Source organism: Temperatibacter marinus (assembly GCF_031598375.1).
GTDB classification, from domain to species: Bacteria; Pseudomonadota; Alphaproteobacteria; order Sphingomonadales; family Kordiimonadaceae; genus Temperatibacter; species Temperatibacter marinus.
This window is the reverse complement of sequence record NZ_CP123872.1, coordinates 2,320,462-2,347,297: the sequence shown is the minus strand read 5'-3', so window position 1 is coordinate 2,347,297 and position 26,836 is coordinate 2,320,462. Positions and strand designations below refer to the sequence as shown.

General features: G+C 43.0%; 28 protein-coding genes. 11 read left to right on the top strand and 17 right to left on the bottom strand.

Going from position 1 to position 26,836, the window contains the following annotated elements; translation table 11 throughout:
- Positions 1-255: 255 nt before the first annotated feature.
- The 4 genes from QGN29_RS10460 to dtd all read left to right on the top strand — a co-directional run bounded on the left by QGN29_RS10460 (position 256) and on the right by dtd (position 3,440).
- Positions 256-1,017, top strand: a complete 762-nt coding sequence (locus tag QGN29_RS10460) for a calcium-binding protein (RefSeq protein ID WP_310797804.1) — start codon at positions 256-258, stop codon at positions 1,015-1,017.
- Positions 1,018-1,183: 166 nt separating this feature from the next.
- Positions 1,184-2,107 (top strand): hypothetical protein, encoded by a 924-nt coding sequence (locus tag QGN29_RS10455; protein WP_310797803.1) that lies wholly within the window; start codon positions 1,184-1,186, stop codon positions 2,105-2,107.
- 65 nt (positions 2,108-2,172) lie between these two features.
- Positions 2,173-2,982 carry an acyl-CoA thioesterase gene (locus tag QGN29_RS10450; protein WP_310797802.1) on the top strand — a complete coding sequence of 270 codons (810 nt, stop codon included), beginning with the start codon at positions 2,173-2,175 and terminating at the stop codon, positions 2,980-2,982.
- 8 nt (positions 2,983-2,990) lie between these two features.
- Complete coding sequence (gene dtd / locus QGN29_RS10445) at positions 2,991-3,440, top strand: D-aminoacyl-tRNA deacylase (protein WP_310797800.1); 450 nt, start codon at positions 2,991-2,993, stop codon at positions 3,438-3,440.
- Here dtd and QGN29_RS10440 read toward each other — a convergent pair.
- The 8 genes from QGN29_RS10440 to groES all read right to left on the bottom strand — a co-directional run bounded on the left by QGN29_RS10440 (position 3,406) and on the right by groES (position 9,091).
- A complete protein-coding gene (locus QGN29_RS10440; RefSeq protein WP_310797799.1) occupies positions 3,406-4,572 on the bottom strand; it encodes a CCA tRNA nucleotidyltransferase in 1,167 nt (388 codons plus the stop codon). The genes dtd and QGN29_RS10440 overlap by 35 nt on opposite strands.
- 16 nt (positions 4,573-4,588) lie before the next feature.
- Positions 4,589-4,954 (bottom strand): hypothetical protein, encoded by a 366-nt coding sequence (locus QGN29_RS10435; RefSeq protein WP_310797798.1) that lies wholly within the window; start codon positions 4,952-4,954, stop codon positions 4,589-4,591.
- Between the two features lie 55 nt (positions 4,955-5,009).
- A complete protein-coding gene (locus QGN29_RS10430; protein ID WP_310797796.1) occupies positions 5,010-5,636 on the bottom strand; it encodes a CoA pyrophosphatase in 627 nt (208 codons plus the stop codon).
- A complete protein-coding gene (locus QGN29_RS10425; RefSeq protein ID WP_310797795.1) occupies positions 5,629-6,174 on the bottom strand; it encodes a DUF1285 domain-containing protein in 546 nt (181 codons plus the stop codon). The genes QGN29_RS10430 and QGN29_RS10425 overlap by 8 nt, the downstream gene beginning before the upstream one ends.
- 48 nt (positions 6,175-6,222) lie before the next feature.
- Positions 6,223-6,801 carry a GNAT family N-acetyltransferase gene (locus QGN29_RS10420; RefSeq protein ID WP_310797793.1) on the bottom strand — a complete coding sequence of 193 codons (579 nt, stop codon included), beginning with the start codon at positions 6,799-6,801 and terminating at the stop codon, positions 6,223-6,225.
- On the bottom strand, positions 6,764-6,925 hold the full coding sequence (locus QGN29_RS10415) for a hypothetical protein (RefSeq protein WP_310797792.1): 162 nt from the start codon (positions 6,923-6,925) through the stop codon (positions 6,764-6,766). Before QGN29_RS10415 ends, QGN29_RS10420 begins: the two co-directional genes overlap by 38 nt.
- A 173-nt stretch (positions 6,926-7,098) precedes the next feature.
- Complete coding sequence (gene groL, locus QGN29_RS10410; RefSeq protein ID WP_310797791.1) at positions 7,099-8,754, bottom strand: chaperonin GroEL; 1,656 nt, start codon at positions 8,752-8,754, stop codon at positions 7,099-7,101.
- Positions 8,755-8,803: 49 nt separating this feature from the next.
- Positions 8,804-9,091 carry a co-chaperone GroES gene (gene groES, locus QGN29_RS10405; protein ID WP_310797790.1) on the bottom strand — a complete coding sequence of 96 codons (288 nt, stop codon included), beginning with the start codon at positions 9,089-9,091 and terminating at the stop codon, positions 8,804-8,806.
- Positions 9,092-9,366: 275 nt separating this feature from the next.
- Here groES and QGN29_RS10400 point away from each other — a divergent pair, with 275 nt between their 5' ends.
- Positions 9,367-10,158 (top strand): MipA/OmpV family protein, encoded by a 792-nt coding sequence (locus QGN29_RS10400; RefSeq protein WP_310797789.1) that lies wholly within the window; start codon positions 9,367-9,369, stop codon positions 10,156-10,158.
- A gap of 104 nt (positions 10,159-10,262) precedes the next feature.
- The gene (locus tag QGN29_RS10395) at positions 10,263-11,738 is read left to right on the top strand and encodes a S10 family peptidase (RefSeq protein ID WP_310797788.1); all 1,476 of its coding nucleotides are present in this window, start codon (positions 10,263-10,265) and stop codon (positions 11,736-11,738) included.
- A gap of 69 nt (positions 11,739-11,807) precedes the next feature.
- Here the strand turns inward: QGN29_RS10395 and QGN29_RS10390 are convergent, their stop codons facing one another.
- The 6 genes from QGN29_RS10390 to QGN29_RS10365 all read right to left on the bottom strand — a co-directional run bounded on the left by QGN29_RS10390 (position 11,808) and on the right by QGN29_RS10365 (position 18,731).
- On the bottom strand, positions 11,808-13,430 hold the full coding sequence (locus tag QGN29_RS10390) for an ATP-binding protein (RefSeq protein WP_310797786.1): 1,623 nt from the start codon (positions 13,428-13,430) through the stop codon (positions 11,808-11,810).
- Between the two features lie 122 nt (positions 13,431-13,552).
- Entirely contained in the window at positions 13,553-14,311 is a 759-nt protein-coding gene (locus QGN29_RS10385; RefSeq protein WP_310797785.1) for an SDR family NAD(P)-dependent oxidoreductase, read from the bottom strand.
- Positions 14,312-16,021 carry an AMP-binding protein gene (locus tag QGN29_RS10380; protein WP_310797784.1) on the bottom strand — a complete coding sequence of 570 codons (1,710 nt, stop codon included), beginning with the start codon at positions 16,019-16,021 and terminating at the stop codon, positions 14,312-14,314.
- A gap of 45 nt (positions 16,022-16,066) precedes the next feature.
- On the bottom strand, positions 16,067-17,140 hold the full coding sequence (locus QGN29_RS10375; protein ID WP_310797783.1) for a hypothetical protein: 1,074 nt from the start codon (positions 17,138-17,140) through the stop codon (positions 16,067-16,069).
- Positions 17,141-17,281: 141 nt separating this feature from the next.
- Positions 17,282-18,193 (bottom strand): SDR family oxidoreductase, encoded by a 912-nt coding sequence (locus QGN29_RS10370; RefSeq protein WP_310797782.1) that lies wholly within the window; start codon positions 18,191-18,193, stop codon positions 17,282-17,284.
- 67 nt (positions 18,194-18,260) lie between these two features.
- Positions 18,261-18,731, bottom strand: a complete 471-nt coding sequence (locus QGN29_RS10365; RefSeq protein ID WP_310797781.1) for a MaoC family dehydratase — start codon at positions 18,729-18,731, stop codon at positions 18,261-18,263.
- A gap of 152 nt (positions 18,732-18,883) precedes the next feature.
- On the opposite strand from QGN29_RS10365, the gene QGN29_RS10360 reads away from it, so the two are divergent.
- The gene (locus tag QGN29_RS10360; RefSeq protein WP_310797780.1) at positions 18,884-20,305 is read left to right on the top strand and encodes an MATE family efflux transporter; all 1,422 of its coding nucleotides are present in this window, start codon (positions 18,884-18,886) and stop codon (positions 20,303-20,305) included.
- A 6-nt stretch (positions 20,306-20,311) separates the two neighbouring features.
- Positions 20,312-21,196 (top strand): acyl-CoA thioesterase, encoded by an 885-nt coding sequence (locus QGN29_RS10355; RefSeq protein ID WP_310797779.1) that lies wholly within the window; start codon positions 20,312-20,314, stop codon positions 21,194-21,196.
- Between the two features lie 9 nt (positions 21,197-21,205).
- On the opposite strand, the gene QGN29_RS10350 is transcribed toward QGN29_RS10355, so the two are convergent.
- From QGN29_RS10350 to pdxH, 3 genes are all read right to left on the bottom strand, one after another.
- Positions 21,206-21,619: a PaaI family thioesterase gene (locus QGN29_RS10350; RefSeq protein ID WP_310797778.1), complete on the bottom strand. Its 414-nt coding sequence runs from the start codon at positions 21,617-21,619 to the stop codon at positions 21,206-21,208.
- A gap of 36 nt (positions 21,620-21,655) precedes the next feature.
- Positions 21,656-23,113, bottom strand: coding sequence for a coniferyl aldehyde dehydrogenase (locus QGN29_RS10345; protein WP_310797777.1), 1,458 nt, complete (start codon positions 23,111-23,113; stop codon positions 21,656-21,658).
- Positions 23,114-23,225: 112 nt separating this feature from the next.
- Entirely contained in the window at positions 23,226-23,819 is a 594-nt protein-coding gene (pdxH, locus tag QGN29_RS10340; RefSeq protein WP_310797776.1) for a pyridoxamine 5'-phosphate oxidase, read from the bottom strand.
- Between the two features lie 124 nt (positions 23,820-23,943).
- Between pdxH and QGN29_RS10335 the strand changes: the two genes are divergently transcribed.
- From QGN29_RS10335 to QGN29_RS10325, 3 genes are all read left to right on the top strand, one after another.
- Positions 23,944-24,942, top strand: a complete 999-nt coding sequence (locus QGN29_RS10335) for a DnaJ C-terminal domain-containing protein (protein ID WP_310797775.1) — start codon at positions 23,944-23,946, stop codon at positions 24,940-24,942.
- 41 nt (positions 24,943-24,983) lie between these two features.
- Positions 24,984-25,910 (top strand): YihY/virulence factor BrkB family protein, encoded by a 927-nt coding sequence (locus QGN29_RS10330; RefSeq protein WP_310797774.1) that lies wholly within the window; start codon positions 24,984-24,986, stop codon positions 25,908-25,910.
- Positions 25,911-26,025: 115 nt separating this feature from the next.
- Positions 26,026-26,832 carry an enoyl-ACP reductase FabI gene (locus QGN29_RS10325; protein WP_310797773.1) on the top strand — a complete coding sequence of 269 codons (807 nt, stop codon included), beginning with the start codon at positions 26,026-26,028 and terminating at the stop codon, positions 26,830-26,832.
- The last annotated feature ends 4 nt before the right edge of the window (positions 26,833-26,836 follow it).

The following is a 26,836-nucleotide window of genomic DNA, read 5'->3' as shown; positions in this document are numbered from 1 at the left end:
TCGCAGCATTTTTGATCCTCTCAGTCGCGGTTTCTTCTCTTAAGACTATTCTGTGTAATCCTTTCAATAACCGGCCTGATCATTATCCCCTTAACGCGCTTAGTAAGCTTTTACCGATCCCCTTACACTTCTCGCCAAACAGCCTCTCTCGGGGAAGGACTGCCCCTATAAAACTAAAAAGTATATCATTACGCCTTTATTCTATTCCTAGTTTAGTATATACACGTATTCCTAACTATTTTATGGAGTAAAGTAATGAGTACACAAGATACAGTTAATTATATCCCAGGAACTGACGGCGATGACACACTCTTTGGCACCCCCGGCAATGATATCATCAATGCAGGCGCTGGAGACGATGATGTCTATGACAACTATGGGAGTGACACCATCTCTACGGGCTTTGGAGAGGATCGTATTTTGATCACTGGGGCAGATGGCAGTCAGTTTGATCTATTCAACAGTTATGATGGGGGGTCTGGCTATGATCAAATCGTGGTAACAAATGATGGGCCTACTGACATTCGCATCGATGACCTAAGAAATATTGAAAAAATTGATGGCACTGCAGCAGAGAGTACGACAATCACTCTCGCCTCAGGAAATACCTATGATTTCAGCAATGTAGAATTGGACGGCATAACTCTGATTCAAGTGGATCAAGGCATAAATGAAGGCTATGAAGAAAAGACACGCATCTTCGGCAGCCAAGGTGACGATCATATCAAAGGCAGTGCAGGCGATGATGTCATTAAAGGCAGCGGCGGCAATGACACTCTAGAAGGCGGGACTGGAGAGGATAAATTTTCTTTCTACAGTCCGTGGGGCGATGATGTGATCACTGACTTCGAGGATGGTGAAGATATGCTGGATCTTGCATGGAGTGGTCTTAAATTTGACGATCTCACCATACGACAAGAGGATGCAAATACAGTCATCTATGACGGCAATGGGAATTCTATAACTCTTGAAGATGTCCAGGCCACAAGTATTACGCAAGATGACTTTTTTTTCTAAAATATACTAGACTATCCAGAATATAGGAAAATTCTCTTACGGATATCCTATATTCTGGGATACCAAGCATGGCCGTATCGCTATTCTTGACTTTCTTCTTGAAGCAACGTCTATATAAACACACTATTAAAGATGGTTTCTGAAAGCTCGCAATTAGGAATGGACGATGTTTGATTTAAAATTACTCACGCTCTGTCTTCTCTCAATCGTTCTTGTCGCTTGCCAAAGCGAAGGGCCCAACTCTTCTACTGCCCTTCCCTCAAGCTATGCCGTGGTAAGCCTTTATAATGGTCCTGTTCCCAAAGAGTCAGGGTTGCCGCCAAAAACACTTCTTGAAAGCCGAAGTTCAGCAGCCCTCAGTCAACATCTTGCAAAAAAATTCATCAATGTTCAGTCTCTACAAACCCAGCGGTATGGATCCAAAATTGATATTCTCAACCGACTCCGTCTTTTTAAACAGCAAGGCATTGGACAGCTAATCCTTGTATCTGTCAAAGGAACCTCGCGTCACCTTGGTCGAAACAAGACACTGAAAATCAAGACAACCGCCGAGATCTACACAGTCTCTACTGGAAAAATTGTTTCATCTTTTGGTGTGAGAGAACAACAAACAACACTCACGGGCGCTTGTACTGGATACTGTGAAACCCGCACTCTCATTCAAATGGCTGAAGAACAAAGTCAAGTCCTCGCCCAGTATATTTCAGCCCATATTCTCCCAGAACAGCCGTCTGATTCTGCATCAAAAGAGCCTTTAACAAAAGCAGAATCTCCTCAGCAATCCAGTTCACGAAAAGACATACCTCAGGATATTTTCGAAAGCTTAATTTACGGCGTAGAATTTATCAACATTACACCTGCGCTGTTTGAAATCTTAGAGGCTGACCTAAAAACACTGGATAAAATGCGGTCCCTGACGGTCAGAACTATAAAGCGGAAGAATACCCATTACATCCTCAGATATGACAGTGGTCTTTCAATCAGTCAATTAAGACAAGCCTTGCAAAAATCCCTGTATAACAATAATTTAAAGGCTAAAATTAATTTATACGGCAATACTTTTATCATTACAGTGCAATCAACCAGTTAAACCGAGAGCGCTCTTGAATTATCAAACCTACGGGTCTAATTTAGAATAAATTTCGGAGACATATAATGATCGATTCTGATTTACCCATAAAAGATATTATGGCAACAATTCCAGAAAATTATGTTCAATTGAGCCAAAATTGGCTGCAAGGAAGAACCGGTTTTGGTGGCCTTGTTGCCGCTGTTGCTTGCGAGCATATGCACCAGCAAATTGAGGACAAGCGCACCCTGCGTTCTTTTATGGGATCCTTTGTCGCCCCAACGCCTGCAGAAAAACTTTCCATTGAAACGAATAAGGCGCGGGAAGGTAAAAATGTCACTCAACTTTCTACCAATATTATCGCGCCCGATGGTCAACTATGCTTTCAATCTCTGGCTGCTTTTGGCGTTCCAAGAGAAACCCGAGAAACAATTCCTCATGAATTGCCAATGAAGGCAGAAGCAAGAGACTCTGCAGCGGTGATGGAACGTCGTTTAATTCAACATAGCCCTTTACCAAATTTCCTCGTGAATTTTGACATTCATTGGACTGGTGGCGGTATTCCTATGTCTGGGATGAAAGAGCGGCGCGTGGGCATGTGGGTCAAACATAACGGGGCCTTAAATTGCAATCCTTTACCTGCGATATTGGCCTTGGCTGATATCCCTCCAGCCGCCGTCATGAGCTATTATACGTCAAAGATGGTGATCTCAAGTTTAACATGGATGATTGACGTGGTTGCCCCTATGGAACAAATCGATGGATCTGGTTGGTTTTATATAGACTATAAGGCAGATGCTGCTGCTCACGGGTATAGCCAACAGAGTGGCACCATTCACGCTGAAGACGGCACATTGGTGGCTTTATCTCGTCAGTGTATGTGTTATTTCGATTAGGAGTAAGTATGAGAGCTTTATTGCAGCGAGTAAGCCATGCCAATGTTATTGTCGATCATAAGGAAATTGGTCGAACGGAGCGCGGCCTTTTGATTTTGCTCTGTGCAATGGACGGAGACACGGAAGATGAGGCAGTATATTTAGCATCTAAAATAGCTAAATGTCGATTATTTCCAGATGAAAACGGCAAAACCAATTTAAGTATTCTGGACATCCAGGGGGCTGCTCTCGTGGTCAGCCAATTTACTCTGTCTGCAAGCTGGAAGAAAGGCAATCGTCCTGGATTTTCAGCAGCGGCAGATCCTGAAACAGCTAAAGCCTTATATCACTCATTTTGTAAAAAACTAGAAGCTGCAGGTGTGCCTGTCGAAACCGGAGAGTTTGCAGCTTCCATGCAAGTTAACCTGTCTAACGAAGGGCCATTCACCATATGGATGGATACGCAGCAGCCAACTTAAGAAGTTGCTCTTTTGTCTTCCTACATTCAGATTTAAGCCATTCAATTTCAAGGTCCTTGAGCATTTTTCCGATGACTGGTCCCGCCTGATTTCCGGCTTCTATAAGATCTTTACCCTTGAGGGGAAATGTCAGGCTTTGCGGGAGCTTATGCACCTTAGATTCCTCGCCGCACAGGATCAGCGCATCTTCCAACGCAAGGCGACCAAAATAATATAAGCAATATAGTAAACCATACTGCGTAACGGCCTCCTTCAAGACATCTTGGCAATCAAGGATATTCAGTAAATGCGCTCGCGTAGAATTTTTTAGCCGTAGAATTTTAGCCGCTTCTTTTACGACCTTCTTTTCCCGACGTATGAGCGATAGAAATCGTACATTAGCATTTGTATTCTTCATATGTTTCAGCGGGACAGAGACCCAAAATTTTTCAGGCAATACATAGGGAAAACACCCGGATTTTCTCATCAAATCAAGAATAGAGCTTGGATCAGGATGCTCTAAGATTTTCACCAATTCATCTCTAATTCTCTCTTTTGATAATATTTTCAACATGGCCATTTTTTCAAGAGCGGCTGCTAGACCTTCAGGGTCTGGCGGGCCATTAGAATATCCTAGGGTAAACCTAAAGAATCTTAAAATTCTGAGGGCATCCTCGCCGATCCGCTCCCGCGGCTTACCAATGAACCGAACACGAGACTCCTTTAAATCACCCAGCCCCCCAACAGGGTCGTAAATTGCCCCCTCAACAGTCAGATAAAGTGCATTTATTGTAAAATCACGGCGCTTTGCATCTTCAGACCAATCTTCTGTAAATGACACCTCAGCCCGACGGCCATCCGTTTCCACATCCCGTCTTAATGTCGTAATCTCGATCGACGTACCGGATGCTACGGCGGTAACCGTGCCATGCTTTAAACCAGTCGGGATAACGTTTATATCTGCTTTCTGAAGCCGAGACATAACCTCATCGGGCGAAAAAGGTGTACAGGCATCCAAATCGTTAACAGGTCTTCCCAACAATGAATCACGTACACAGCCTCCTACAAAGCGAAGGTTTTCTCCGCCCAGAGCTTGTGAAACCCTTTGCACCCCGGGAGTGTTCAGCCATGAAAACTGCACTAGGTTTTCCATATAGACCCCAATGCTATTATTTGCGCCCATCTTTATTTGAGCCGTCTTTATTTGAGCCGTCTTTACTTGAGCCGCCTTTACCGTCATCCTGTTGGTTTTCTTCCTTAGGGTCTTTGAATTTCCCAGGAATGACTTTCCCATCTTCTAGGCGTGGCGGAATATATTGAGCCCCTGCATTGGCTGTTTCATTCTCTGTTAATTTCAATCCTACGATAGCCAAAACAATCAACAACAGAAGGCCAAGGATATATTTTCTGACTTTCTTAAATTCCTGATCAAGATTTTCGCCGTCTTGCACTTTGATCATGCGCCAGCGGATCCAAAGAATGAGAACTAAAATTGGAGCAAGAAATAGTATAATTCGAAATATTAGTGCAAACATGTAGATCTCCCAGATGCAGTCGTTCAGGTTAATATGGGCTACCTGACAAGGGGCTTCAAGCCTTTTTCTGAACCGGTGCTGCCATTAACATTTCATAAAAGTTCACCAACATCGCTGCTGTTGCCCCCCAAATATAAAAATCTTTAAATGGTATCACATAGAAAAACCGCTCTATGCCTTGATATTCACGACTATGGATTTGATGATTCTCTGGATTTAGAAAAACATCAAAAGGTAGCTCAAATACTTCCGCTACCTCTGAAGGGTCAGGATTTAAAAGAAAGCCCTCTTGGACAACCCCAACAAAGGGCGACACTTCAAATCCCGTACTCGTTTCATAAGTATCAAGTGTGCCAATAATATCCACATAATCAGACTGCAATCCAATTTCTTCCCATGCTTCTCTTAGAGCGGCATCTTGAGCCGATCTGTCAACAGGATCTATTTTCCCCCCTGGAAAGCTCACTTGCCCCGCATGAGTAGGCAGATCATCTGTCCGTTGAGTGAGCAAGATACTATATCCCTCATCCCGATGGATTATAGGTACTAAAACAGCAGCTTTACGGCCTTGAAACGGCTTAACAGTCTTCCCGCGCACAGAAGGATTTAGGTCGAAATCACTTCGAAACCCTTTCCGACCTGCTGACATAGGAGCAACAGCTGTTTTGATCCAATCATACATCAGAGATATCTCCTAGGCTGTAACAGCCCCCTCTCGAATTGACACAAAGTTTATTTTCAACTTCGACAGCATTTTCAACGAGTTCATAAAAGTTTGCTCGATTAATTTTTGCTTTGAGGTTTGATCGAACTGTCACATATGGACGGGGTTCATCCCGGCCCTCAAGATATAACACCTCAAGGGGATGTGCTTGATCAACAATCACTTTATCCCCTACATTTGTCTCAAAATGAATTGCTGGGCCTTCAGATTCGTCTAAAATATCCATGAGTGTTGTAACAAAAGGAACATCCTCAACCTGAATTCCAATCTTTTCAACAGGCGTGACCAGATAATAACGGCCATTCTCTTCAAATCTTAAAACGCTAGCAAAAAGATTTACCATTCTTTGTCGTCCAATGGGGGTTCCCATGTATGACCAAGTCCCATCTTTATGGATTACCATATCGATCTCTCCGCAATAGTCAGGATTCCATAAATGGACAGGCGGATGCCTCTGTCCTTCTAAAGCTTTGAGTATATCTTCTAATTGGCTCATTATAATTCCTACAATCTTTCTCAAATGTAGGACTAAGAGAGAAAGATATCAACTGGCAAGCCGTGCAAATGGCCATTTTCCCTTCTGGTGACAGTCTGCAGTCTCTTGACCTCCACTTTCCAAGGGAGCATAGGGCACCAAAGCCCCCAGTTCAGGCAGGTCACTGGCCTGACGCAAGTCTAGATATAACAACCGCTCAGCGTCTTCTCCATTGGGCATTTTAACTCGATTTGGCTCCACAGGCTTAAATCCAAATCGGGCATAATAGTCCTTATCCCCAACAAGAACGATCCTATGATATCCTTGAAACCTTGCTGCGGTAAGCCCTTTCCTGATAAGGGCTGTCCCAACCCCCTGGCCTTGCAGCGTTGAGCAAACAGCAAGAGGTCCTAGAAGTAAAACCTTATCCATACTGCCAGTCATAAAATCTTGTAGAAAAACGGGCCAAAACCGTATCGTCCCCAAAATTTCTTCTCTATTTCTAAAGACGTAACTCAAACCCCGAACGGGTTCAATATTGCGCCGAAGACTGTAAGAAGATTTAGAGATCCGCTCTTTGCCAAAAACACAATCCAATAAAGTTTCGATTTTAGCCGTATCGGCCCATTGTTGTGCAGAAATAAACATCACACTCATCCATCATATGCCCCTTGGGCATCTTTGCCACATAGCTGTGGCGGTATACAAAAACGTTGGTTCTAACAATCAAAGAATGATCGTCGGAGCTTGCTTTTGCAGCCTTTACTGGCATCACATACTTTTGTACGGGCCATTTGATGAGTATTATGTGTCATAGTTTGATGTCTTCTATGTCTCAATTTCGCGACACTAATGTGACAAAAAGTTAATTCTGTCAATAAAAAAACCACCAGCCATAGTGGCTGATGGTTTTGATTTTTTGCATTGAATGCTGTGTCGGCTGGCTTAGAAGCCCATACCGCCCATGCCGCCCATGCCGCCCATGCCGCCGTCCATAGGAGGCATAGCAGGTGCTTTATCTTCTGGGATTTCAGCAACCATTGCTTCTGTAGTAACCATCAGACCACCGATAGATGAGGCATCTTGAAGAGCTGTACGAACAACTTTAGTTGGATCAATAATCCCTGCGCCTACAAGATCAATATACTGATCGTTTTGCGCATCATAGCCAAAGTTAACATCACCTTGATCTAGCATTTTTCCTGCAACAACTGCACCATCTTTACCTGCATTTTCAGCAATTTGACGAGCTGGAGCTTCAAGAGCACGACGAATGATATTGACGCCTTTATCCTGATCGTCATTTTCACCTGTTACATTCTCAAGAGCATGAACTGCATAAAGAAGAGCTGTACCACCACCGGCAACAATTCCTTCTTCCACAGCGGCACGTGTTGCATGAAGAGCATCATCAACACGGTCTTTGCGTTCTTTCACTTCAACTTCAGTTGCACCGCCGACTTTAATGACAGCAACACCGCCAGAAAGCTTAGCAAGACGTTCTTGAAGTTTCTCACGATCATAATCAGACGAGGTTGCTTCGATTTGCGCTTTGATCTGATCACAGCGCGCTTTGATATCATCCGCTTCGCCAACACCGTCTACAACAGTTGTGTCGTCTTTGGTAATGTTCACAGATTTAGCTGTACCCAGCATTTCCATTTCCATATTTTCTAAAGTGATACCAAGCTCTTCAGAAACCACCTGACCACCTGTTAGAATAGCAATATCTTCAAGCATTGCTTTACGACGATCACCAAAGCCTGGTGCTTTAACAGCAGCAATTTTCAGGCCACCGCGCAGCTTATTCACAACCAGCGTAGCGAGGGCTTCGCCTTCAATGTCTTCTGCAATAATCAGAAGCGGACGCGAGCTTTGAACAATTTTCTCAAGAAGAGGAAGCATTGGCTGAAGGTTAGAAAGCTTCTTTTCGTGTAGTAGAATAAGTGGGCTCTCAAGCTCAACAGTCATTTTCTCACTATTTGTGATGAAATAAGGAGAGAGATAACCGCGATCAAACTGCATGCCTTCAACAACGTCTAATTCGCTATCAAGACCTTTAGCTTCTTCAACAGTAATAACGCCTTCTTTGCCAACTTTTTCCATAGCTTCAGAAATCATACGACCAACTTCAACTTCACCGTTTGCGGAAATTGTGCCAACCTGAGCAATCTCTTCGTTTGTTGTGATGTCTTTAGAACGACCTTTAAGGTTTTCTACAACAGCAGAAGTCGCAAGGTCGATCCCGCGCTTAAGATCCATTGGGTTCATGCCAGCAGCAACAGATTTCATGCCTTCGCGAACAATCGCCTGTGCGAGAACTGTTGATGTTGTTGTGCCGTCACCTGCGACATCATTTGTGCGTGAAGCAACTTCTTTGATCATCTGAGCGCCCATGTTCTCAAACTTATCTTTAAGTTCGATCTCTTTTGCAACAGAAACGCCGTCTTTTGTAATGCGCGGGGCACCAAAAGATTTATCAAGAACAACGTTACGGCCTTTAGGACCAAGGGTAGTTTTTACAGCATTTGCTAGTGTATCAACACCTGCAAGCATGCGTTTGCGAGCGTCTTCACCAAATTGTACGTCTTTAGCAGCCATTGAAGGTCTCCTATAATTTTTATTTTACTTAAGTAGAGTGGGAAATCGATTATTCGATAATACCCATAATGTCAGATTCTTTCATGATCAGTAGATCCTGGCCGTCAACTTTAACTTCTGTGCCAGACCATTTACCGAAAAGAATTTTGTCACCTGCTTTGACATCAAGAGCGACAATTTTGCCGTCTTCAGTCTTAACACCGTTGCCTGCAGCAATAACTTCACCTTCAGAAGGCTTTTCTTGTGCGCTGTCAGGAAGAATAATTCCGCCTGCTGTTTTTGTTTCAGATTCTAAGCGCTTTACTAAAACGCGGTCATGAAGTGGACGTAGAGCCATCTTCTTTCTCCCAATTTACTGTTGAACAAATAAATTAATTATCGGTATTAGCACTCTCCAACTTTGAGTGCTAATGCGTGAATGTTATCTAAGAGGAACAGGCCTTTAGTTCAAGGGTTAAGATGTAGATTTTTTATATTTTTTTTCTATTGCCCTGTAAATTTATTTTTTGAAGCGTTAGGCGGTACAAAGAGATCTAAAGATTTTGATCCATTTCCGAATAAGCACGTAAAAAGAATTAGGTAAAGATAACAAAGGCTTTTCAGGAAATATTTATGACAGCTCTACATACGAATAAATACTTTAAGCACTCAAAACTTGTTCTTGTCATCGGTTTTTTCTTCAGTTTTCCTAGTATCTCTGAGGATAACAATAATACACATTGGACACTTGATATGGGTGTTGGAAGTATTATTTCTCCAGAATATATGGGTTCTTCCTCCTATAAAGCCCGAGTCATACCCTATATTGATATTCGTTACGGTGAACGTTTCTTTTTAAACGTCCCACAAGGCGTTGGCGGCTATCTTGTTAAATACGGCAATCCTGGTTTTGGGTATGAATTTGGTGGGTCTATTGCCCCAAACTTTCAAAACAGAGATGCAGAAGACTTTCCAGGTCTGCCAGATATCAGTATGGCCGTTGAAGCGCGCTTGTTTGGGTCTTTTAAGTTGTATGGGTTTTCTTTAAATGCAATTGCAGCGAAAGATATCGCTTCAGGGCATGAAGGTGCTTATTTGGACCTGAACCTCGGCTTTGGATTACGCTTAGATGAGGATATTTTTAATGTCAGTATAGGTACTCGCCTTGCGGATCAGAGCTATATGAATAGCTTTTATCAAATTCGCCCTGAAAATACACAAGCAAGTGGCTTAATGGCTTACACACCAGACTCTAATCTTGAAAAGTACACAGCGTCCCTCTTTTACTTAAAAAAACTCTCTGATAAATGGCGCCTAAGCCTCATCGCAAATGCAAACTTTCTTCAGAAAGGCGCTAAGCTTAGCCCTATCGTGGACAAAAACAACAGCTTTACTGTGATCAGTGCCCTGACTTATAGGTTCTAATACTGATCGTTAATATTCGTTATATTCTATAATATACAAAGGTCTTTCTTGACCTAATCCGTAAACCTTATAGATTAATTAGAACTCATCTAAAGGGGGATTTTATGAAGAATATAATTGCATGCTTCATTGCTCTTGCTTTCAGTGGTTCGGTAGTAGCTGATTCAACGAAAACAACGCAAGCCATTGAAGATAAATCGATCACTAAGCATTCTGTGACTATTAAAGGGAAGAAAGTTAATTATACAGCGACGGCTCAATACACAACCTTAAACAAGGACGGACAGCCTGACGCCAAACTCTTTTCTATTACTTATACAAAAGACGGTGTTAAGGACACTTCTAAACGCCCTGTCGCTTTCTTTTATAACGGCGGACCGGGATCAAGTTCTGTTTGGTTACATATGGGGGCCTGGGGACCTGAAAAAATTATTCTACCTAGCGATGCAAAGGATGACGGCGCGGCGCCTTTTAACATAGCAGCCAATAATGATAGCTTGCTTGACGTTACTGATATGGTCTTTATTGACCCTATTGGGACTGGCTTTTCACACACAGTGGGGGACGGTGAAGGTAAAACTTACTGGGGTCTTCGTGAAGATGCCGCTTCTGTCGCCACTTTTATTCGAACGTGGCTGCGCCGCAATGGTCGCTGGAATAGCCCAAAATATATAGGCGGCGAAAGTTACGGTACCACACGATCAGCCATGTTGATTAATGCCTTAGAAGGACGGTATGACGATGTTTCTATAAACGGGATTATTCTCATCTCAACGATCCTTGATTTCAGTGTCTATGCCTATGCAGAAGGTGCAGAGCTTGCTTATATGACGGCACTCCCCACCATGGCTGCAACCGCACAATATCACGGAAAAGCTGGTGGAGGTGTTCCGCTTGCTGATTTTGTAGAGCAAGCCAGACAATTTGCAGTAGAAGACTATGCACCTGCTCTCCTTCTTGGCAGTAAACTTAAAGGGAAAAAAAGAGAAGAAATCTTAAAAGGCCTTATGAAGTTTACGGGTCTCAGCAAACGCTATCTAGAGTTGGCTAATCTCCGTGTCCATTACCAAGAATTCAACCGTGAGCTTCTAAGGGACGAAGGCTACTCTGTTGGTCGCCTTGACAGTCGTTTCAAAGGTAAGGAAGTAGTTGGCAACAGCGAAAGGCCTGAAATTGACCCTAGTTTTTACGGCATTGATGGTGGTTATACTGCAGCACTGAATCACTGGGTTCGCGACCGCTTAAAATTCAATCCTGATCGCGAATATACAATCATTGGCGGTGTTCGTAGCTGGAATTGGAAGATTGGCACAGGCATGTGGCGCGAGCCATATATGAATGTGACCCAGTTCATTGGAAAAGCCATGCGGGGTAATAAAGACCTAAGGGTATTTAATGCAGCAGGTTATTATGACTTTGCGACACCTCTGCTTGGTGCTGAATATGCACTTGACCGCAGCGGCATTGATCCTGCCCGCGTCACATACACATACTATCCAGCCGGTCACATGATGTATATTCACCATCCAAGTCTCAAACAACTTAATGATGACATCCGCTCTTTCATAAACGGTCAGTAATCAGTTGGGTAAACAAAAAGGCGGGAATGGAACCCGCCTTTTTCATTGAGGAGTATACGTCGGTGCTCCTTATAATTCATCCAGTAGATCTGCCATCAGATCCTCTTCAGTTTTTTTGGACTTCACCGCAGTAGTTTTAGACTGCTTTTCTATGTTTCTGATAGAGTCTGAGGGGGGATCTATTGAAAGAATTTCGAAAACTTCCTGCTCCATGACAGAATTAATAATATCGAGTAAGACCCGTTTATTAATCGGTTTTGTCACCACATCATTCATACCAATTTTCTTAAATCGTTCAATCTGATCTGGAAATGCATCTGCTGTACATCCAATGATTGGGACTGAGGCAATCTCAGGTTCCATTGCTCTGATCCATTTGACAGCATCAACTCCCCCAAGTACGGGCATGTGCACGTCCATTAGGATCAAATCAAACTTCATATTCTCAACCAATGTACAGGCTTCTGCCCCATTCATAGCACTGGCTAATTCGTGGCCTTTGTTTAATATTCGGAAAAGAATATTCAGATTAATCTGATTATCATCAACCACTAAGATCTTCAGTGGTTTTTTAACTTTATAATCGAATTCAGCCTGATGAAAGGACGACAGTAGCTGAGGTGCTTGAATATTTTCACCGCTGCTGACCCCGCCCTCGATCGTAAACCAGAAAGTTGAGCCCTCATAAGGTTTACTCTCTAGGCCAATTTCGCCTCCAAGCAGCTCCGTCAATTGCTTTGAAATAGCAAGTCCCAATCCTGTCCCCCCGTATCGGCGGGTGGTCGAGGCATCAGCTTGTGCGAATTTTTCAAACAAAGCGTCTTGTGCATCAGGTGCGATACCAATCCCTGTATCTTTGACTTCAAATTTCAGCGACATACGATCGTCAGCAAGCTCTGCAACTTTTGTCACAGAAATTGTAATTCCCCCTTCTTCAGTGAATTTGATCGCATTTCCAACCAGGTTAAAGAGAATTTGTCTAATTCTTGTAACATCAGAGACAAAGTATGCCGGAATATCTTCTTTAATATCAAAAGTAAGATACAGTCCTTTCTCCCTCATTTTCAAACGAAAGAAGTCTGCGGTTTGCTGAATATTTAACTGTAAATCAAAAGCTTGGTTTTCGATTGATATTTTTCCGGCCTCAAGTTTTGAAATATCCAAGATGTCATTAATAACTGTCAATAAACTCTCACCGGAATGTTTCAATGTATCAGCAATTTCCTGTTGCTCTTCGGTCAGATCTGTCTCCATAAGGAAATCAATCATACTCAGAACACCATTCATAGGGGTTCTAATCTCATGACTCATCGTGGCTAAAAATTCTGACTTTGCAATAGAGGCCTGTTCTGCTGTATCCCTAGCTTTAGCAAGCTCATTCGCTAACTTTGCAAATGATTTTTTTTGCTCTTTCAATAAAGCATCAACACGTCTCTTACTCTCTAAGCTTTTTGCTAAATCGGTTTCAAGTGTTTCAAATTCAACGGCTGAGAGATTATCCGCTGTAAGGAACTCTGCATGTATGGCCATTGTATTATATAGAAGGATACTACTCACTAACATTGTCGATACAAAAATGTAGAATTGCCACTCAAATCCGTGAACAGAAATAAGATAAGCACTGCCAAAAGTACAAACGAGAACACCAAAGACAATGATACCAATAAATTTAAGCCATTTTTTATATGCCATGAACATTTCTACATCAAATAATAAGATAAAACATAGTAGGAATCGAACGAACTGAGTGCAAGAACTAATTGTTCTTACCTACACTATCTATATAGAACTTCCAGAAATGGCTTTTTCAACTCTTAAAATTGAATACGTTTCGTAAAACCGCCGTCAATGATGAGATTGGTGCCCGTTATCCAACTGCTTTGAGGAGATGAGAGAAAAACGACAGCATTTGCAACCTCTTCAGGCGTCCCTAATCGCCCAGAATGATGGCGTGCTTTGACTTGAGCAACCATGTCTGGGTTTTGCCCTTCCGCTTGCCCCCAAAACCCATCCTTCACCATGATTGGGCCTGGTGATACACAATTCACTCTAACGCCGTGGGCACCAGCCAGTTCACTTAACTGACCACAATAACTTACAAGACCTGCTTTGAGCGTGCCATAGGCGGACGGGCCGCCTGTTTGCTCGAGCCCACTAATGGTTGTTATCACTGTTATGGCTCCACAAGACGACTTTGAAAGCACTTCAAGCATCGATTCACATGCCATAACTGATGCCATCAGATCTATTGAGAAGGCACTTTCCCAACCTTCAAGGCCTGGCTGAGCTCCTCCACTTACATTTGGAACCAGGATATCTAGGCCGCCAAGGTCATCAACGGCCTTCCTAAGCCAGGCCAAATAGGCTTGTTTATCACTCACATCAACAGCGGCTCCGTAGACAACACATCCTTTTTGTTGATGCGCCTTCACCGTTTCAGTAACCTGATCTGCACTTCGTGCGCAATAAGCCACTTCCGCCCCTTCAGAAAGGAAAAGGTCAACAATAGCAGCCCCAATACCACGGGTCCCGCCTGTTACGATGACTTTCTTTCCTTTCAGATTGAGGTCCATCTATTTGCACTCCTCAGCAATCGCTTTGTCACGCAATTCTCTGCGTAAAACCTTGCCCACAGGTGACTTTGGCATTTCATCAACAAAGCGTATGGTCTTTGGTACCTTATATCCTGTCAGGTGTTTTCGGCATTCTTCGATGATAGCCTCGGCTGTGACCCCTTCTCCTTTTGGGATCACATAAGCAATTAATCGCTCTCCGGTTTCATCATCAGGCACCCCAACAACTGCCGCATCATCAATCATCTCAAATTGAGTCATGCATGCTTCCAAGTCTGTTGGAAAAACATTAAATCCAGAGACAATGACAAGGTCTTTAATTCGATCAACAATGTAAAGATTGCCTTCTTCATCAAATTGAGCCACATCTCCGGTCTTGAGCCACTCTCCTTCAAAACTTTCCGCATTCACTTCTGGTCTATTGAGGTAGCCTTTCATAATTTGAGGGCCAGCCAGCCATAATTCGCCCTTCTCACCGATCGGCATGTCTTTACCATTGTCTACAATTCGGGCACTGGTTCCTGGAATAAGTTGACCTACACTGCCTTTAACGGGAGCAGCTTTGAAATCCATAGATGAGACAATACAAGTTCCTTCTGTTAAACCATATCCCTCGTAAATGTCACAGCCCGTGAACTCTTTCCATTCTTGAGCAACAGCGGGTTGAAGAGGAGCAGCACCAGAGAAACAATATTTCAAAGATTTTGGCGGATTTTCACGAAACCACGGTTCATGCAGCAACCCAAGGTAAAGTGTATTGACTGAAGGGAAGACAGAAATGTCAAATTTATCAAAAACCTTCTTAATGTTTGACATGGGTCTCGGTACTGGCACGAGCACAATATGCGTCCCAGTTTTCAAACTTGAGACAAAACCAACGGCAAAGGCATAAACATGGTAAAGCGGCAGAACCAACATCAATGTATGATCTTCATCTTTAAGAACATCTAAATTCTTTTTGTTTGCTTGAGAGATGTTTGAAACCAAATTATCATGAGTAAGCTCAGCGCCTTTTGATTTTCCTGTCGTTCCCCCAGTATATTGGAAAACAGCCGTTTCATCTGCGGTCTGCCCGTCTCGAAAGTCTTTAACACATTTGCCCGCATTCATATGTTTTTGGCCTTTTACTAAAGCCCCCATAAAACTATCACAGAATGAAACAGTTGGTGTTGGTATGATTTTCTTCAAATATTTCAGTGCAAAATTCAAAAGAGTTCTGGGTACCCATGAATACATATCTGTTAGGGATAAAGAGACAACTTCACTTACATTTGACCCCTCTGTCGCTTTAGCTAACCGATCCCCAAAGACATCGATCACAAACATGACTTTAGCTTGGCTATCTTTAAGCTGGTGATTGGCCTCTTCAGACGTGTATAAAGGGTTAATATTTGTCAATTTAAGACCTGCTTTGAACACGCCAAAAGCAACAATGGGATAAGACATAATATTAGGCGACATAAGAGCAACTGTGTCACCGCGCTCTAGGCCCAAATCCTGTCTCAAATAACATGCAAGTGCATCAGAAGCCCGACCCAATTCTGCGTAAGTCATGTCAGCAACATGCCCTGTTGGCAAGACGCAACTAAAGGCTTTATTGTCCTTATGTTCTTCAACAATTAAATCAACAAGTTCACCAAGCGTGTTGCAAAGTCTATCCTCTTGTCCATACTCTAACGCGCTTTTATAGACGCCGTTCTCAATATTCATACTACTTCCCAAGCCTTCCCAAGCTATTACTTCTCTACTATTAAACTAAGTCGGTAATTCCATTCGGTCAATGAGACACTCTGAATTTTCGACAAGATTTTGAAATTCGTCTGCCATTCGATACCCCGCGTCAATAACGTGGTTCCAAACTTTCAAGCGTTGATCATTTGAATAGGCTGTAAAATCAGTGCGATCTGTAATCTTACCACCTGGTAAAGACGCAACCAGCTCATCCGAAGGAGCAAGCATCACCACATTATCCCAATTTGATCCAGACATGCGACGCCTCTTGAGTTTTTTGTCAAACCATCCGGGGACGATATGTTGATAAAAATGTGGATAGAGAACAACTTCATCTTCTCCCAAAACCCATTTATTATCAAAGTGATAATCTGTGATCCCCCCATCCCGCATTGTCCCTTTAGGACCATGTGGAATATCGACAACAGATTCCCAAACCCCCGGTATTGATCCTGAAGCCATCAAAATATCCACAACATTGTCCGAAACAATTCGCCCCTGAAGCATGTTAAATTCTTGCAAATGATCAAGCGGTAAACCACTTTCTTCTATCGAATAAATCACACGATCAAATGTTTTAGATAAATGCTTACGATCAACCAAATTCTGCGCGTAAGCCTTTGTAAGGCCTACGATATTCAAAAACAAGGAAGTTGGATGACCCGCCAATCCACGGCATCGTGTTGCAATGATATTTAGGCGGCGATCTTTTCCATTGGCAATGGCCTTCCTGCGGCTGTCTGTAAAAATCTCTTTAAAAAAATCATAAGCACTCGCTGTCCAATCATGGTAGGTTTGCTCTTTATAATACTTCATTTCGCAGTAGACCCTTAGGAGGTCATTAAAGGTTTCTTTCGGATCGTCAGTACATGCTGCCGTCATGCGCATAGAACCAATACTTGTACCAAGTAAATCTTTTGGTGTTCGGCTTTTCAAAAGCCAATCTCCGAAAATATAATCGTCCAGCCCTCTTAAAATCAGCCATTTAGGCCCCCCTGAAGCTCCAAGAACCAGACGCACCTGATCGGAAAACAACCCTCCGTTTCGACGGATTATTTCCTGAGCTTTTGATCCAACAAGTAGCTTCAAAGACTGCATTTCTTATGATTCCCTAACTTCCACTCTTTACTTTTAGCCAGACTATTTTCTAAATACAAGACTGATTAGTCTAGTTTGCCAAATTTATAAAAAAAGCGATGTAAAAACACCGCTTTTAAAGACCCTATGTGGAAACTCACGTTAAGACCGGATTTTAGACGCCATCTGAACACATTTCATCGTATGTTCATTGCCCGCCGTTAACTCTTTAAGCGTTGAGTGATCATCAATTGTCCCCCAGTTCGCCGCAATATTTTCTGCAGTTGCGTCTTCTTCAAGGAAAGCAACCCCTTCGGTTTCTTGAATGACAACACGAGAGTAAGCCCCTGCACCGGCAGAGAGAACTGTTCTATTTGGCCCCTCTGTTGAAGCAAGATAAATCACGGCTGGTGTCACCAATTCTGGCTTTAATAACTCAAGCATCTCAGGAGGCATCAAGCTTTCTGTCATGCGTGTCGCAGCAACAGGAATAAGAGTATTAACATGGATGTTATTTTTTGCACCCTCAAGACAGAGTGTATTCATTAAACCAACCACGCCCAACTTAGCAGCCCCGTAATTTGCCTGGCCGAAATTTCCATACATACCAGAAGAAGAAGATGTCACAACTATACGTCCATAATTTTGATCTCGCATAATTTGCCAGACTGCTCGTGTACAGTTGGCTGTGCCTGTGAGGTGAACTCCTGTGACAAGGTCCCAATCACTCATCTCTAACTTAGCGAATGACTTATCCCGCAAAATACCCGCATTATTGATAAGAACGTCAATGCGTCCCCACTTTTCTATAGTTTTAGCAACCATGTCTTCAACTTGTTCACGCTCAAGAACGTTGGCACCATGGGCCAAAGCTTCGCCGCCTAAAGCTTCAATTTCATTAACGACTGCCTGAGCTGCAGAAACAGATCCACCCGATCCATCAACAGCCCCCCCAAGATCGTTTACAACAACCTTCGCGCCACGTTTGGCAAGCTCTAGCGCATGAGAGCGTCCAAGCCCTCCACCTGCACCCGTGACAATAGCGACTTGTCCGTCATAACGAATTTCAGACATAAAATACCTCCTTAAACAAATGGGACCAACCTACTTTTAGGTTAAGTTACTCAAATTAATGATACTATTACTTTTTCTTCGCCATAAACATCATCAGCCACTCTGCATTCATGGCTGGACGTTTCTCGCCTTCAATTTCTATCGATATATCATATTTGCAAAGCGCACGTTTTCCAGCGCCCTTCACCTGTACATCTACGAGTTTACAGACCGCTCGGATGCGCTTATCGACCTTTACCGGCGACATAAACCGCACTGTATCAAGTCCATAATTAATCACCATTTCAGGATCTGGGATTGTTATCATACAATCTATGGCAAGATGTGACAGCATAGACAACGTCAAAAATCCATGCGCAATGGTACTGCCAAACATAGTATCTGCCGCGCGTTCTGGATCAATATGGATAAATTGATGATCGTGTGTCGCGTCCGCAAACAGGCTAATTTGATCTTGAGTAACTTGAAACCATTCACTGGTTCCCGTAACTTCTCCAACAAAATTTTCAAGTTCATTGATGTCCACAATCTTAGTCATACTTTCCTCCAAAACTAATTAAAATTCATGGTGATAATGGCTTTTTGCACCGCAAAATCAAGCATAATCTTATGAGAAATAAACTATGTGCTTTATGAAGGGCTCTATGGTATTCATGAATAGAATTAAAATAGAATAGAAATCAGGACCTTATGAAGTCTTTCCCCTATCAAACAGTTTGGAAGCTTGCTGCCCCCAATATTGTTAGCAATATGCTTGCGGTCTCAACAATGATCGCTCATATGTATATTGTAGCCCCTCTAGGGGCAGATGCCAGTGCTGCAGTCATTTCTGCGACACGGGTTAACTTCCTCCTGATGGCTGCGGCTATGGCTCTGTCAGTTGCCACAACAGCTCTAGTAGCAAGGGCATGGGGTGCTGAGGACTATGAAGAGGCAAATAAAGCTGCAACAAGCTCAATCGGTCTCTCTTTCATTATCGCCCTAGCGATAGCGACCCCTGTGTTTCTTTTCGCCGAACAGATTGCCAGTATCTTTAGTGACGACCCTTCTCTTATCGCAACAACAACGACGATGATGTATCCCATAGCTTGCCTCTGTGTCATCTATGCAGTGAATCTTACATTATCAACCAATTATAGAGCCATTGGCAATGTGCTTAGGCCTCTTAAAATCATGGCTGTATCCAGTGTCAGCAATATTGTAATGGCCTATGGCTTCACTATGGGAGCCTTTGGTTTACCAGCCCTTGGGCCTCTTGGAATTCCAGTTGGCGCTTGTGTTGCGCAAGTGGGGATTACTGCCCTTTACTTCATCATTTGGGCCCAAGGAAAACACGAAATCAAACCGAATTGGGACTATCTTTTTTGCCCAATACGGTTCAAAAAATTAGCGAAAATAGGCATTCCTTCAGCTTTAGAACAATATGTCATACAAATAGGATCAATCATTGTTATGGCTCTACTTGTTTCTTATGGCACGGAAGCTTTTGTTGCTTATGGAATTGGCATAAATATTCTAAGTGTTTGTATTGTCATCGGTATAGCTTTTGGGTCTGCAGGCGCGACACTCTCGGGACAACGTATCGGCGCTGGCGAGCCAGATCAAGCGCGTCAATCAGGTTATGTTGCCCTTAAAATGGCTCTTCTCTGTATGACATTTTTGGCTCTTGTTTTTGGTTTATTTAGAGAGCCACTAAGCTATCTCTTAACGGATGATCCTGCTGTGGCTGCCCACGCTCAAATGTTTGTTGTTATCCTTGCTCTTTGCCAACCACTCATGGCCATCGAATTTGCTGTTGGTGGAACACTTCGGGGTGCAGGTGATACGCGATTCCCCATGATGGCAACACTTATCGGCACCATAGGAGCCAGAGTCATTCTTGGATATATTTGCGTGCTAAACAGTTGGCCTCTTTGGATCATGTATAGCTTAATGTTGCTTGATTTCATCATTAAAGCCAGCGCCTTATTGTGGCGCTTACAGGGCAACATTTGGCTTAAATCGCTTGATCAAACGCCTCCCGCACCATTACAGTCGGCTCATGCAATTAACAGAACTGGTGTTCGAGAATATTATAGAATACACTGTGATGAAGAAGAGATTAAAGAGTAACATTATATGGTTGATGCGCATTACCAGAAACAGATTGATGGTCTAGAATTAGAACGGTTAGATAAATTATTATTTAAAGGCATTCCAAATAAATGGCCCAATAAACATGTCTACGGTGGTCATGTGATTGGACAATCCTTAGATGCCTGTCAACGCACTGTAGAATCTCAATATCAACTGCATTCCATGCATGCTTATTTCATGCGTCTCGGCAATAGTGAAATTCCAATCATCTATGAAGTTGATCCGATCCGTGATGGCCGCAGCTTTTGTACCCGCCGGGTAAATGCAATCCAAAATGGAGACGCTATTTTTACAGCGATCATGTCCTTTCATATTGAAGAAACAGGTCTAGAGCATCAAGTAAAGATGCCTGATGTCCCGCCTCCGGAAGAATTAATTGATGATCATGCCTATTACCATCATGTTATCGATCAAATGGGCCCGAAAGCCGAACCGCTCAGAAAACGCATTGAAAAACCACTTGTTCCATTCGAAATGCGTTCCTATGATCGGGTCGAAATACTTAACCCAAAACCCAAAGATATCCACGGTGGGTTCTGGTTTAAGCTGCGGTACGACGGGGATGATGACCGGCAAAACAATATCAGGTTGCTAGCCTATCTCTCTGACATGGGCCTTATTGCAGGAACCTTTAGGCCTCATGGTTTTGTCCCTTTCGATCCCCGGATAAAAAACATCTGCAGTCTTGATCATGCGCTTCATCTTCATAGCCGAAACTTTAGAGTAGATGAATGGATGTTTAACGCCATAGAAGGTACATGGACTGGCGGCGCTAGAGCTTTAGGGCGCGGGCATATATTCACAAGAGATGGCACATTGGTCGCAAGCATTCAGCAAGAAGGCCTCTTGCGGGTTCACGAAAAATAATCTTTTTGTTTAGGAACTTTTCTGCGGTAATGCGTAGCTGCCTGTGGCGTGGCAAACGGGCGCCGTATCTCCTTCAGAAAAAATTGTCACTTCCCCCACAGCAAGATTTCGGCCCATCTTCAATATTTTTGCTTCAGCAATTAAGGCTGCATCTGGGCTGGGGCGCCTTAAGAAATTAAAGTTCAAACTGCTTGTAACTGCCATTAAGGTGAGCTCTCCCATCCCTTGTATGGCAATATAAAGTGCAACATCAGCCATCATCATCATAGTGGGCCCATTTACCGTACCGCCGGGGCGTAAGGTAGCAGAACTGCCAACTTCCATGGCTATTGTAGCTGTGCCTTGTTGGATAGATCTTATAGAAACTGGCAAGTGCGGGTAAGATTTTTCCAAAAATTTTATAACTTCTTCTTGAGTTGCCATACCAACACTCCTTTTACTAAAAACTATGGAATAAGACTATTTTTTCAATTCCATCTTCGCTGTGCGCTTCAGTGTTGCCCCATAAGGTGGGACTATACCTAACAACTTGTTGATGCCTATCTTTGCAGGGTGCTTCAAAACAGGCTTGTGATGGCTAAACTCTTTAAATCCATCAAATCCATGATAACGTCCCATTCCACTATTGCCGACACCACCAAAAGGGAGAGTTTCATGGGCACCGTGCCATACACAATCATTAATTGTTAACCCGCCAGACGTGGTGTGATGTGAAACGACTTCAATCTCAGCCTTATCCGTACCAAAATAATAAATCGCCAATGGTCTTTCATGATCATTCACATAATCAATCACTTCTTCAAATTTAGAATATGTCCGAATGGGAAGAAGCGGCCCGAAAATCTCTTCCTGCATAATTTTAAAGCTATCGTCCACACCCTCAATAATTGCAGGTGCCACTTTGTTCATGCCTTCTGGCTGCTGAGAAAAGTCTTCTTTTGCTGGATTAATGGTATGAACTGTGGCCCCTTTGTCTTCGCATTCTTTTAGATAGCCATGCATCCGATCACGGTGACGTTCTGTAATGATAGACGTATATTGATCATTTTCCAAAAGCGTTGGGAACATCTCAGATACCGTCTGCTTATAGACCTCAATGAATTCATCTTTCTTATCTTCTGGTAAATTAATATAATCCGCGGTGAGACAGATTTGGCCTGCGTTTGTCATTTTCCATGTAGCAACACGTTCAGCAACCATCTTAAGATCTGCCCCACGTGAGACTAGAACAGGTGACTTTCCGCCTAACTCAAGGGTCACAGGCACAAGATTTTCACTTGCTGCCCGCATAATCAGTTTGCCAACAACCGGGGCGCCAGTGAACATTAAATGGTCCCAGTTCTGCGATGCAAAGGCCTGAGAGACTTCAACACCGCCTGTATAAACAGCGACTTCAGTCTCGTCGAAGGATTCTGAGATGATCTTCTGAATAAAATCTGACGTCTTTGGCGTATGCTCTGAAGGTTTAATGATAACCCGGTTTCCTGCTGCCAAAGCTTGAGCTAGAGGTACAAAAATCATTGTCAGAGGAAAATTCCACGGCGTAATGATACCCATCACCCCTTTTGGTTGATAATTCACTTGGGCCCGCGCACCGAGCAACCCAAGGGGAAACATCAACCCCCTTTTCTCGGGCTTCATCCATTTTTTAACATTTTTAATGGCATCTGCAAGTGCACCATTTGCGGCCATAACGTCTGTCACAAGACCAATTTCTTTAGATCTATTTCCGTAATCTTCGTTGATGACATCTAACAGTTCATCTTTATATTTTAGAACAAGATTTTTTGCACGCTTGAGACGGTCAATTCTAACTGCGGCACTCACAAAACCTTCTTGAAGGTAGCTTTCCCGCTGTTTATTTAAAAGGGTTTGAATTGCTTCAAAATGCTCATTAGCAACAATACCACCGTCCATCAATCTTCTCCATAATTCTCATGACTTTAAAGAAAGCCTAATCCTGCTTCTTTCTACCCTTCATAGACTGACTAGTCCAGTAAATAATAGCCAAGACCATTCCCTACCTCACTTATGGATAAAGTGTAGAGACTTCCCACTGCCCATCATCCTGTAAAGAATAAACGTTGCGCTCATGGAGTCTAAAGCTGCGATCCTGCCAAAATTCAATCATAGTAGGTTTAATACGAAAACCGCTCCAAAATTCAGGCCTTGGGACATCACCTAAAGTATATTTTGCAGCATATTTTGCAATGCGTTTTTCAAACTCAAAACGACCTTCCATAGGTTGAGATTGTTTTGATGCCCAAGCGCCAATCCTACTGTCTTTATGGCGCGAAGCAAAATAGGCATCTGCCTCAGCCTCAGTGACAGGTACTGCCTGCCCTTCAATCCGGACTTGGCGCTTTAAGCTTTTCCAATGAAAAAGAAGAGCTACATGGCTATTCCCTTGTATTTGCTGCCCTTTTCTGCTTGTACAATTTGTATAAAAAACAAAACCTCTTTCATCAACACCCTTAAGAAGCACCATACGAGAACTGGGCTTACCATCTGGACTGACGCTTGAAAGTGACATGGCTTCGGGAACGTCAGCCTCACGACACTTGGCATCACCAAACCATTTTTCGAACAATTCAAAGGGGTGTTTATGATCAACTAGGGACATTTTAAGCTCTCATTCAAAAAATTAGTTAAAATTTTATCTTTCTGATACAATAATTAGAGTATATGAGATAGATAGAAATTTCTATCTATCAATTGATATTTTAAAGGTTACTTTCGTTACAAGTATGATGGGAAATTTATATACCATATTAGGCGTTGCTCAATCTGCTTCTGAAGCAGACATAAAAGCCGCTTATCGCGCCCTCGCAAAGGAACTTCATCCCGATTTTAATCGTGATGATGAGCGCATTGCTGAAAAATTCAAATTGGTCAATAATGCCTATAAATTATTGTCTGACAAAAAACAGCGAAAAAAATATGATCGGGGCGAGATTGACGAGCAAGGCCGCCCGCGCCCAAAAGACAGACAACCGAAACACCCCTATCAAGAAGCAGCAGAAGAGCGCGCACGCTATAGAGCAAGATTTGACCGTGGTTCTGTAGAAGAGGAAGATCTAAAAGCGAAAGACACTAATGCTTTTGGGATGGACGTGGATGGAAAAGAGGATCTTTTTGCGGAATTCTTCGGCAAAAAACAAAAAAAACGCTCCAAAGAGGAACGATCTAGTTTTTTCCGACGACCGAAGAGAAAAGGCATCGATGTCACTTATGAAATCACCATAGGCTTTGAAGAATCGATCAGAGGCAGCACGCGCCGTCTTATGCTGAACGATGGACGCGAAGTAGATGTCAAAATTCCCCTTGGTATAAAAGAAGGGCAAATCATCCGGCTTCCTGGGCAAGGCGGCCCTGGTGTTGCAGGGGGCAACTCTGGTGACGCTCTTATTGAAATTCTGGTAGCTGATCACCCTCTCTTTAAACGTGATGGCAGTGACATTCATATGGAATGCCCCATCTCTCTTGACGAAGCCGTCCTTGGTGGGGATATCGAAATTCCGACACCGCATGGTCGTTTGACTGTTCGTGTCCCAAAAGGAACTTCCAGTGGCAAACGATTGAGACTCCGCGGTAAAGGTGTCCGCAAAGCCAGTGCTGAAGGAGATCTCTATGTGCACCTTACGGTTATGCTACCAGATGTTAGAGATAAAGAGCTGGAAATCCTCATTCGAGGTTGGACGGGCGGTAAAGGTCCTGAACTCAGAGAAAAAGCAGGATTGAAATAAAGATGTTATCCTTGTAAGCTTTTCAGGTACAAGGGACTTTAATGACAGAATTTTCATCTACATATATCTATAGCAAGACTCGCATGGCACTACGAATTCTCGGAGATGCAGGCCGAGGGTTTGGCCACAATCACGGCATGGCAGCAGCTGGAAATATGGCTTTCCTCGCCATGTTTTGTCTTTTTCCTTTCTTGATTTTTATGATTTCTATATCAGGTGTTGTTGGCCAATCTGATCAGGGTCTAGAAGCAATAGAATTTATCCTCTCCCTCCTCCCTCCAGAGGTCAGTCAAACATTGAACACGCCTATTCAAGGGATATTGCGTAATGCAGGCAAAGAGATTTTGACCTTTTCTATCCTTTTTGCCCTCCTAACTGCTGCAAATGGCATAGAAGCTGGCCGCGAAATTGTCATTCGCGCTTTTGGTCGAGAATATGGTCACAGCTTTTGGAAACGACGTTTAGAAAGCTTAGCTTTTGTCATAATTTCCTCCTTCTTGATCCTTCTCTCAATGTCAGTACAGGTCATGGGCCCTCCGATCATAAAAGCGATCAACAGCCTCTTCCCTGACATTATGACTGGGGGTCTGCAAACCTTTTGGACCTGGCTTACTTTTGCAATTAGCCCTCTCTTTTTATTGATTGGCCTCTATGTTTTATATGTTGCTCTCACACCGCGTAGTATATACCGACCTTTCCGTTTGCCAGGAGCAATCCTTACTCTTGCTCTCTTCCTTCTGACGGCAAAAGGGCTTTCTGCTTATTTAAAATCAGTTGGCACATATGACGTAACTTACGGATCCCTCGCAGGGGTCGTGATCGTACAACTTTTTTGTTATGTGGTTAGTATTGGTTTTATTTTCGGTGCAGAATTTAATGCAGCCTGGACTAAACATTCAGATCGAGTAACACAATCTGAAAAAGAAGAAACAGAGAAGCCTTCACAAAAAAGTGAAAGTCTTTCATAAAATTCACGTGATACTTCATCGATTTAACCTTTGTATTTACTGAGTTTTTTGGTATAGACTGCATCAAAATATCGCGCCCCTACATTTATCTGGGCGTTTAATGGAGGAAAGATCAATGACAAAACTGATGGCAGGCAAAAAAGGCCTTATCATGGGCGTAGCCAATGATAGATCTATGGCTTGGGCAATTGCGAAAATCTGTGCCGATCAAGGGGCTGACATTGCCTTCTCATACCAAGGTGAAGCCCTAGAAAAGAGAGTCCGCCCTCTTGCCGAAAGTATCGGATCTGATATGGTTTTGCCATGTGATGTTTCCGACCCAGACTCAATGGATGCTCTTTTTGCAGAAATTGAAAAAAAATGGGGCAAACTTGACTTTGTTCTTCATGCGATTGGATATAGTGATAAATCAGAATTACGTGGTCGATATGTGGACACGTCTATTGATAACTTTCTCATGACCATGAATATTTCAGCCTTCTCTTTTGTTGAAGTTTCTAAAAGAGCTGAAAAAATGATGCCCGACGGAGGAAGCCTCCTCACTCTAAGTTATTACGGCGCAGAAAAAGTTGTACCTCACTACAACGTTATGGGTGTGGCAAAAGCTGCCCTGGAATGTTCTACTCGCTATCTAGCACGAGATTTGGGTGAAAAAGGCATTCGTGTCAATTCTATTTCAGCTGGTCCAATGAAAACCTTGGCTGCAAGTGGCGTAGGTGATTTCCGAATGCTCATGAAATATAACGAAAAGAACTCCCCTCTTAAGCGCAATATTACTATGGACGATATTGCAGGTGCTGGACTTTACATGCTTAGCGATCTATCGTCTGGCGTAACCGGTGAAAATCATCATGTAGATTCAGGCTTCTCTTCTGTTTGCATGCCACTTGATGAAGACCATATGAAGACTTTAACTCGATAAATAG

Excerpts from the sequence above, each read along its gene's own strand:
- QGN29_RS10415 (WP_310797792.1), bottom strand. The coding sequence starts at position 6,925 with ATGCCAGTAAAGGCTGCAAAAGCAAGCTCCGACGATCATTCTTTGATT.
- pdxH (WP_310797776.1), bottom strand. The coding sequence starts at position 23,819 with ATGTCCCTAGTTGATCATAAACACCCCTTTGAATTGTTCGAAAAATGG.
- QGN29_RS10455 (WP_310797803.1), top strand. The coding sequence starts at position 1,184 with ATGTTTGATTTAAAATTACTCACGCTCTGTCTTCTCTCAATCGTTCTT.
- QGN29_RS10330 (WP_310797774.1), top strand. The coding sequence starts at position 24,984 with ATGACAGAATTTTCATCTACATATATCTATAGCAAGACTCGCATGGCA.
- QGN29_RS10450 (WP_310797802.1), top strand. The coding sequence starts at position 2,173 with ATGATCGATTCTGATTTACCCATAAAAGATATTATGGCAACAATTCCA.
- QGN29_RS10460 (WP_310797804.1), top strand. The coding sequence starts at position 256 with ATGAGTACACAAGATACAGTTAATTATATCCCAGGAACTGACGGCGAT.
- QGN29_RS10325 (WP_310797773.1), top strand. The coding sequence starts at position 26,026 with ATGACAAAACTGATGGCAGGCAAAAAAGGCCTTATCATGGGCGTAGCC.
- QGN29_RS10395 (WP_310797788.1), top strand. The coding sequence starts at position 10,263 with ATGAAGAATATAATTGCATGCTTCATTGCTCTTGCTTTCAGTGGTTCG.
- QGN29_RS10335 (WP_310797775.1), top strand. The coding sequence starts at position 23,944 with ATGATGGGAAATTTATATACCATATTAGGCGTTGCTCAATCTGCTTCT.
- dtd (WP_310797800.1), top strand. The coding sequence starts at position 2,991 with ATGAGAGCTTTATTGCAGCGAGTAAGCCATGCCAATGTTATTGTCGAT.
- groES (WP_310797790.1), bottom strand. The coding sequence starts at position 9,091 with ATGGCTCTACGTCCACTTCATGACCGCGTTTTAGTAAAGCGCTTAGAA.
- QGN29_RS10355 (WP_310797779.1), top strand. The coding sequence starts at position 20,312 with ATGGTTGATGCGCATTACCAGAAACAGATTGATGGTCTAGAATTAGAA.
- QGN29_RS10390 (WP_310797786.1), bottom strand. The coding sequence starts at position 13,430 with ATGGCATATAAAAAATGGCTTAAATTTATTGGTATCATTGTCTTTGGT.
- QGN29_RS10400 (WP_310797789.1), top strand. The coding sequence starts at position 9,367 with ATGACAGCTCTACATACGAATAAATACTTTAAGCACTCAAAACTTGTT.
- QGN29_RS10365 (WP_310797781.1), bottom strand. The coding sequence starts at position 18,731 with ATGACTAAGATTGTGGACATCAATGAACTTGAAAATTTTGTTGGAGAA.
- QGN29_RS10360 (WP_310797780.1), top strand. The coding sequence starts at position 18,884 with ATGAAGTCTTTCCCCTATCAAACAGTTTGGAAGCTTGCTGCCCCCAAT.
- QGN29_RS10370 (WP_310797782.1), bottom strand. The coding sequence starts at position 18,193 with ATGTCTGAAATTCGTTATGACGGACAAGTCGCTATTGTCACGGGTGCA.
- QGN29_RS10425 (WP_310797795.1), bottom strand. The coding sequence starts at position 6,174 with ATGAGCCAATTAGAAGATATACTCAAAGCTTTAGAAGGACAGAGGCAT.
- QGN29_RS10420 (WP_310797793.1), bottom strand. The coding sequence starts at position 6,801 with ATGTTTATTTCTGCACAACAATGGGCCGATACGGCTAAAATCGAAACT.
- QGN29_RS10380 (WP_310797784.1), bottom strand. The coding sequence starts at position 16,021 with ATGAATATTGAGAACGGCGTCTATAAAAGCGCGTTAGAGTATGGACAA.
- QGN29_RS10345 (WP_310797777.1), bottom strand. The coding sequence starts at position 23,113 with ATGGACGGTGGTATTGTTGCTAATGAGCATTTTGAAGCAATTCAAACC.
- QGN29_RS10430 (WP_310797796.1), bottom strand. The coding sequence starts at position 5,636 with ATGTATGATTGGATCAAAACAGCTGTTGCTCCTATGTCAGCAGGTCGG.
- QGN29_RS10435 (WP_310797798.1), bottom strand. The coding sequence starts at position 4,954 with ATGTTTGCACTAATATTTCGAATTATACTATTTCTTGCTCCAATTTTA.
- groL (WP_310797791.1), bottom strand. The coding sequence starts at position 8,754 with ATGGCTGCTAAAGACGTACAATTTGGTGAAGACGCTCGCAAACGCATG.
- QGN29_RS10375 (WP_310797783.1), bottom strand. The coding sequence starts at position 17,140 with ATGCAGTCTTTGAAGCTACTTGTTGGATCAAAAGCTCAGGAAATAATC.
- QGN29_RS10440 (WP_310797799.1), bottom strand. The coding sequence starts at position 4,572 with ATGGAAAACCTAGTGCAGTTTTCATGGCTGAACACTCCCGGGGTGCAA.
- QGN29_RS10350 (WP_310797778.1), bottom strand. The coding sequence starts at position 21,619 with ATGGCAACTCAAGAAGAAGTTATAAAATTTTTGGAAAAATCTTACCCG.
- QGN29_RS10385 (WP_310797785.1), bottom strand. The coding sequence starts at position 14,311 with ATGGACCTCAATCTGAAAGGAAAGAAAGTCATCGTAACAGGCGGGACC.